At 53.4% G+C, this 5,903-nt stretch carries 7 protein-coding genes; all 7 read right to left on the minus strand.

Annotation, left to right across the window (positions count from 1 at the left end):
* Positions 1 to 95 precede the first annotated feature (95 nt).
* Positions 96 to 920, minus strand: coding sequence for a hypothetical protein (locus H6F43_RS00890; RefSeq protein WP_190340153.1), 825 nt, complete (start codon positions 918 to 920; stop codon positions 96 to 98).
* Between the two features lie 293 nt (positions 921 to 1,213).
* A complete protein-coding gene (locus H6F43_RS00895; protein WP_190340147.1) occupies positions 1,214 to 1,498 on the minus strand; it encodes a DUF3303 family protein in 285 nt (94 codons plus the stop codon).
* A gap of 916 nt (positions 1,499 to 2,414) precedes the next feature.
* Positions 2,415 to 2,774, minus strand: a complete 360-nt coding sequence (locus H6F43_RS00900; RefSeq protein WP_190340148.1) for a hypothetical protein — start codon at positions 2,772 to 2,774, stop codon at positions 2,415 to 2,417.
* 16 nt (positions 2,775 to 2,790) lie between these two features.
* Entirely contained in the window at positions 2,791 to 2,982 is a 192-nt protein-coding gene (locus tag H6F43_RS00905; RefSeq protein WP_190340149.1) for a hypothetical protein, read from the minus strand.
* A 2-nt stretch (positions 2,983 to 2,984) separates the two neighbouring features.
* A complete protein-coding gene (locus H6F43_RS00910) occupies positions 2,985 to 5,051 on the minus strand; it encodes a helicase HerA-like domain-containing protein (RefSeq protein WP_190340150.1) in 2,067 nt (688 codons plus the stop codon).
* A complete protein-coding gene (locus H6F43_RS00915; protein ID WP_190340151.1) occupies positions 5,051 to 5,356 on the minus strand; it encodes a hypothetical protein in 306 nt (101 codons plus the stop codon). Before H6F43_RS00915 ends, H6F43_RS00910 begins: the two co-directional genes overlap by 1 nt.
* A gap of 4 nt (positions 5,357 to 5,360) precedes the next feature.
* Positions 5,361 to 5,903 (minus strand): hypothetical protein (locus tag H6F43_RS00920; protein ID WP_190340152.1); only part of this gene is annotated, 543 nt, incomplete at its 5' end.

Raw genomic sequence — 5,903 nt, forward strand, 5'->3', positions numbered from 1 at the left:
GCGGGCAGGCAGGGACGGCAGACTTCTTGGGCCGTAAAAAAGCCCGATCGCGGCTAGGGCGATCGGGCCTAAATAAATTGGGGGCATGGTTAAAGTTACGCCGTCGGAGCAGCCTCGGCTTCAGCTTCGGGCTGCGGCTCTGATTTCTTGGCTGCGGGGCGACCAGGCTTCTTGGTGGTTGCTTTCTTAGCCGGAGTCTTCTTTGTATTGGTAGCAGCGGGCTTCTTGGCTGCGGGCTTTGGCTCTACTGTCTCAGGCGTCTCAGGCGTCTCCACGATCGCGGCGGCAGCGCCATTGCCGTTTGTTTCAACGGGCAGTTCTGCCTGGGGTGCTTCCGCAACGCCGTTGCGGATTTGCGATTTCATTCTGGCAGCAAGGTCTGCCGCGTAGGAGTCGATCGCTGCATCCCCGATGTTGCTGGGGACAACCCATTCTCCACTCCGCACTCGCACCGCACCAGTGCTGAGAATGCCGTTGGTAATTAGCTCAGCTGATTGCCCTGTCAGATTAGCGATTTGCTCTGCAACTTGAGAGAGCGGCAGCAGCCGATCGTCAGCCGTTGTAGTGGGCTGTGGCGTGTCTTGTAATAGTCGCTCAATAGTCACAGCAGTCATCGTCGCATCCTCATACTGCAAGATTGCCTCTAATTCTATTGCATCTCGCGTTAACGCGCTCCATACCTCCTCTCCAGCGTAATACACCTTGATCGCGCCCGCTCCCGTCACCAGCCATACAAAATAGCGGAAGAGGTCAACATCTGCCAGCAGACCGTCTACTTGCTGGGGCGCGCTAAGAACAATCACCAGCGCGGCATCCAAGGTCAGATGCATTTCGGCACTGCCCAGCGATTCGGCAAAAAAGGTGCGCAGACGCTCTAGCTGCGCGGATTGGAGGGCTTTGCGATCGGCTTCGGTAAACATGGGAATGGGGGAGAGGGTTGCGGCTAGGATTCCCGCTCGAAATACTGGCTCCCGATTTCTTCTAGCCGCCTAACGTTCCGACTCACCCGCTACAGATAGCCTTGCAGTCTAACGGCAACAGTCAGTGGTTGCCAGAGACTTTTCCACAACTAGGAGATTGCCCGTCAATCCGCTGCACTGACGTATTAGCTGGCTTTCACTACCGCCCAACTCTGCTAACGCTCTTACCAGCAATCTTGGAACATCTCGAATTCAATGATCGCTTTTCAAGCGCTATCTTTAGCATAAGCAATTTACAGGTGATCAAGCAATGGAGCGATGACTTCCTGGGTTTCTTTACTACTAACTACCGGAACAATTTCAAAGGTTGCTCCTGAACCACGCCACTTCAAAATCCATTCCTGAAGTAAGCGTAAATCGTCACATTCCATGAGCTGAAAACATCTACTGAAATTTGGTTCTACCCAACTATCAATGTGTTTAAGACCTTCAGGAAACATTCGTCCTTCATCGCGAACGCGCTTATAAATTGGCAGCATGTCATTGTCTTTGAATCGCTCAATAAGCATGAATAGCATTTGATACTCCTTCAATTTGAGCTAATAAACTTGCGCTTACCCGCTTCTTCAGAAGCATTCATCCACATTGCCATAATTCGACTGATGCTCCGCAGACTTGCTTAAGTTTTTTACCCTCTCCGTATTTCCAAATATCCTCTCAAGGTCAAGCTTGGCGTGGAGCGACCCGATCTCGTGGAATGTGCTGGAGAACTTAGTAAATTCCACAAGCGTCACAGCTATCTTCTAATCTCGCAACACCTGATCATCTTGGCTTCAAGTGAATCAATAAGTAGGAATGAAAATACAACTTTACTCTAATCGAGAAAGTACTATGACAGAAGTAGTTTGTCAACCAAAAGGAAATCTCCAAGACCAGAGTTCGTAGTCGAGCCATCCCTCAATTAAGGAAAAAATGAAAGTACTGATGATAATTATCCACCATCGTAAAGAGGGTTTTACCAGATAAGTAACAGCACTGACTATAAGAGCTTTAATTAAGCCAACCACTATAGCTGTGGCTAGAATAGCTAATATATCTCGATGTAAAGATATAGACGGCGCTGCGGAATTATACCTTAATAATCGAAAAACTGCCAGATGAATAACTATCGAGCTGGAAACACAACAAATTGAGGAAACAAAAAAGATTTTGGAATTTTGTAACGGTGTTAGCATAATTTGATACGGTGAATGAATATGTGTAGATCCCATCAGTATTCAAGCTTTTTCTCGCGCTGGTTCTGAATCTCTACTAATAATTCACGGAGCAGCAGCACGGAGAAGATCGCCATTGCAATGAGCAGTAGAAGCATGGGTATTCTGGGAGAAATTACAACAAAAGCCTCTGAGCGATGACTCTCAGAGGCTTTTCTTATGGTTCCCAATTAACGTAGCAGCCACAGCAGCCAGCAGAGCAAGGCGATCGCACCTCAACTCAGCTCTGCATGAGGGCTGCAATCTGGGCGACGATCGCGAAAATCACGCCCCACCAGAACAGCACACAGCCGCGCAGGAACCACGCGAGTACCCCATTCCCAAGTTTGCGGCCCAGCAGCCATCGCAGCAGATCGCGCAGCGGTGTAATGACTTGTCGGTGCACTATCCGGTTAAGCGGAACCAGATCGCGCAGCGGCAGCTCGCGCGTCAGGTTCCGGTAGGTAATGTGATCAGCATCGTGGGCCGGGAAGATCGGCAGAATGCAGTCACGTCCGAACAGCAGTCGCAGCGTCAGACCACGACGCCAGCCGCGCTTCCACTGGGGCGAGTTGATATAGGCGCGGTATTCAGGGGACAAAAATTTACCCACTTCGTTAAACCTCTTCGTTGTCAGGATTCGCATCTTTGTAGGCGTCCCGGCAGCCTCGCCGCCAGCCCTTTTCATACCAGACAGACGCTTCTGGTGAGGTAAGTAGATCGGCGCGCGATCGCCGTCCTGCGTATCCATCCAACCAGCCAGTGTCGTCCGGCAGATCTGTAATCAGTCGAATTTCAGTTATCGCCATAGCTACTCCTGATTGGTTCCAAACTTTTCTTCTAGTGCTTTGAGCCAGCTCGCAGGCTCGTAAAATCCCTTCTGTCCGCTGCCAGAGCGATCGAAGACTTTGAGGATGGCTTGTCGCTGCGTCAGCCCCAGCGCCTTGATGCCGAACCACAAAGCACGCTCACGATCGTCGATCGACAGTTGCGCGAACTCATGGACTGCTTCCGTACTTCCTACTTCCTTAAAGAGTGTGCAGAGCCGCTTGAGCGCGGCAGTTAATTCCTCAGCAGGAAGTAGTTCGCCTGATTCAGAAGCACTGCTATTTCGTGCTTCTGGTGCTTCAGCATCTGGTGGATCTACTTCTGGATTGGCGGGTGGCTGTGAAGCATTTGAGGCGGAATCGGGTGGATCTACTTCTGGATGGTCGATCGCGGGTGGTAGTTTCGCCTGCAAATCCGCTTCTAGCCGTGCTATTGCCTGCTTCCACAGGTCTTCGGGGCCGTCATTTTCCGAAGATCTATCAGGCTTCGGTGATTCCAACGATCGCTCATGCAGCGGTGTTACCTGCACGCGCACCGGTCGATCGTTAGCTCCCAGCTTCAGCCAGCCGTCACCTCTACCCTTGAGCAGTAGCAGATGTTCGGCGCTCAGTCCGATATCGGGTGCGTTGGTTGCTGCCTGCTTGCGATCGAAGGGCTTGAGAATCAGACGGCAGGCGATTTGTGCCTTTGCTTCATCGCTAAAGTGCTCTGCTACTTGACTGCCTAATCCCATTCCCAGCCCAAACTTGCGGTATTCCGTCAGGCATTTGTTTAACGTGCTGTTCGGGTTATCGCGATCGCGGCTGGCGACCAACTTCGCCTCGTCAATAATTGTGAGCAAGCGATAGCGCTCTCTGTCAGATTTGGGCTGCACGGGAATGTGCCCCTGAGCGCGGAGGGCGCGGGTCAGCTTCCGCAGCAGCGTATCAACGACCAGAAAGCGCAGGGCGTCGTTCTCCAGTCGAGATAGATCGAGGCGATGGCTGGATTTGAGCAGAGCATCCAGTTTTACCTGCTTCGGCTTAGCGAAAATGGGATGCTCAAAAATCTTAGCGACGGCGGCATGGGCACCCAGAATCGAGTCTTTTGCCGGACCTTCGGCGTTTTCAGCAAGAAGTTCCAGAATCCGCAGCACTGTGGCGAAGGTGGGTGCTGTTTTGCTCCAGGTCTGTGGATCGCTGGTGATGCCCTGATGCTGATAGGCAAGCTCAATCGCCTGCTTCAGCACTTGGTGCTGTCTGTGCCCGATCGACGGGATGCTGCTCTGGAGCTGCTCCAGCAGCAGGCTCACCTGGGCAAATACGCCCCCATCGTCGGGGTCTGTCGAGTCGAGCTGCATTGGGTTGATGCCAAACTCGCTGGCGTGAGAAATTTTGTAGGTCGTGGCACCTTCCAGCACCACGTCGCCGTGGAAGTCGAAGATCAGCACCGGAATGCCGAAATGATGGGTTTCGGCGGCGATCGACTTGAGGGTTTCGGTTTTGCCGCTGCCGGATGAACCCAGCACCAAGAAGAAGCCGTTGCCGTGCTCTGATGGCGTCCAGACGTGTTTCTGCTTGCCTGAAGTACCAATCAGGACGGAGAGCGTATTGCCTGATCTGGCGGGTGCTTCCGGTACTTCTGACGGTGCTTCCTTGGTTTCAACTGGGGCTACTTCTGGCAGCGCTGGCTGCTGAATTTCGGTTGCCTTCTGCCAGCGCTGGATTTTTTCCTCCGCGGGCATCGCGGCCTCCAGATAGGCAGCATCAATGTGGGTCGTCGCGGCTTCTAGTTCAGCGGCGCGATCGTGCGTGTAGTGGTCGATCTCAACTTCGTCATCCACCTCGTCTTTTTTCAGCAGCAGCGGTGCCTGCTGCAATAGCTCTTCCGCTGCAAGGTAGGCTTTCGTCCAGTAGAACAGCGACGCGGCGTAGCCCAGCAGCCGAACGGGAATGCCGATCGTTAGCGGTCCCAGCTTGGCGTCAATAGGCGTAAACCACAGCAGCGCGGCAAACAACCCTGTGGCGAGGTCGTTCAGGATGGGTTGTTGAGCCTTGTAGAGCCGTGACATCAAAGCCTCCCTAGCAGTAGACCTAACACCAGAAACGCCAGCCCCAGCATGATTCGCAGGCGCGTTGTGCCGCTCAGCAGATAGCGAGAGACGCGCTGTGTGCCAGAGCCAAACAGACTGCTGGTTTCGATTTCGCGTTCTTCTTTCCAGAAGCACGCCAGCAGCGACGCGGCGATCGCCACGCCCAGAAGCACTGCCACAGGCAAGTTCCAGGCGGGATAGAAGCGGGTCAAAAACGATAAAAGCGCAGAACTCGCTGCAATCAGTCCGTCCTGCGCCAGTGCGCTGAGAAAGCGAGGATTCATGGATTTATCCTTGCAGCAGCCATGCGGGAGGCTGTGTTTCCTGTTTACGGGCAGCGATTTGAGCGGTGATAGTCGATTTGCGCTGCTGCAGCTTGTGCAAACTCAGGTCAGCGAGTGACTTATAGCGATGGTCGATCGCTTGTCGGTCCAGTCCCGCTTCTTTGTCTGCCAGTCCCAACCGAGCGCCTTTCTCGTACTCGATATTGCCGAGAGCGTGACGAGTTTCAGCGGCTAGCACTTCGCTATCAGCGCTGAACTTGCCCAGTGCTTCAGCAGTTTTGGCGTACTCCTTGCGCTGCGACATCACCTCCTTTAAACCGCCACGCAGCAGTTCATGCACCGACTGCACCATTGCGGTGCGATCGCTGAAGATCTGCCCCCACTTCTTCGTGGCAAGCGCAACCTTCTTCTTTTGCTCAGCCGTGTCGCGGGCGAGCTGCTGCACGCCCAAACAATCAGCATCATTCATGCTGTAAAACGCATCGGGACTGGGAAGCCCTAGCGTGCTGGCAACGTCGGAGCCTGCGCCGTCAAACTCCCATGCTTG

This window comes from Leptolyngbya sp. FACHB-36, assembly GCF_014695955.1.
GTDB lineage: Bacteria > Cyanobacteriota > Cyanobacteriia > Leptolyngbyales > Leptolyngbyaceae > FACHB-36.

What these genes read in the sequence shown, in the direction of transcription:
- H6F43_RS00890 (WP_190340153.1), bottom strand. Translation starts at nt 920, where the DNA reads ATGTTTACCGAAGCCGATCGCAAAGCCCTCCAATCCGCGCAGCTAGAG.
- H6F43_RS00895 (WP_190340147.1), bottom strand. Translation starts at nt 1,498, where the DNA reads ATGCTATTCATGCTTATTGAGCGATTCAAAGACAATGACATGCTGCCA.
- H6F43_RS00905 (WP_190340149.1), bottom strand. Translation starts at nt 2,982, where the DNA reads ATGGCGATAACTGAAATTCGACTGATTACAGATCTGCCGGACGACACT.
- H6F43_RS00910 (WP_190340150.1), bottom strand. Translation starts at nt 5,051, where the DNA reads ATGTCACGGCTCTACAAGGCTCAACAACCCATCCTGAACGACCTCGCC.
- H6F43_RS00915 (WP_190340151.1), bottom strand. Translation starts at nt 5,356, where the DNA reads ATGAATCCTCGCTTTCTCAGCGCACTGGCGCAGGACGGACTGATTGCA.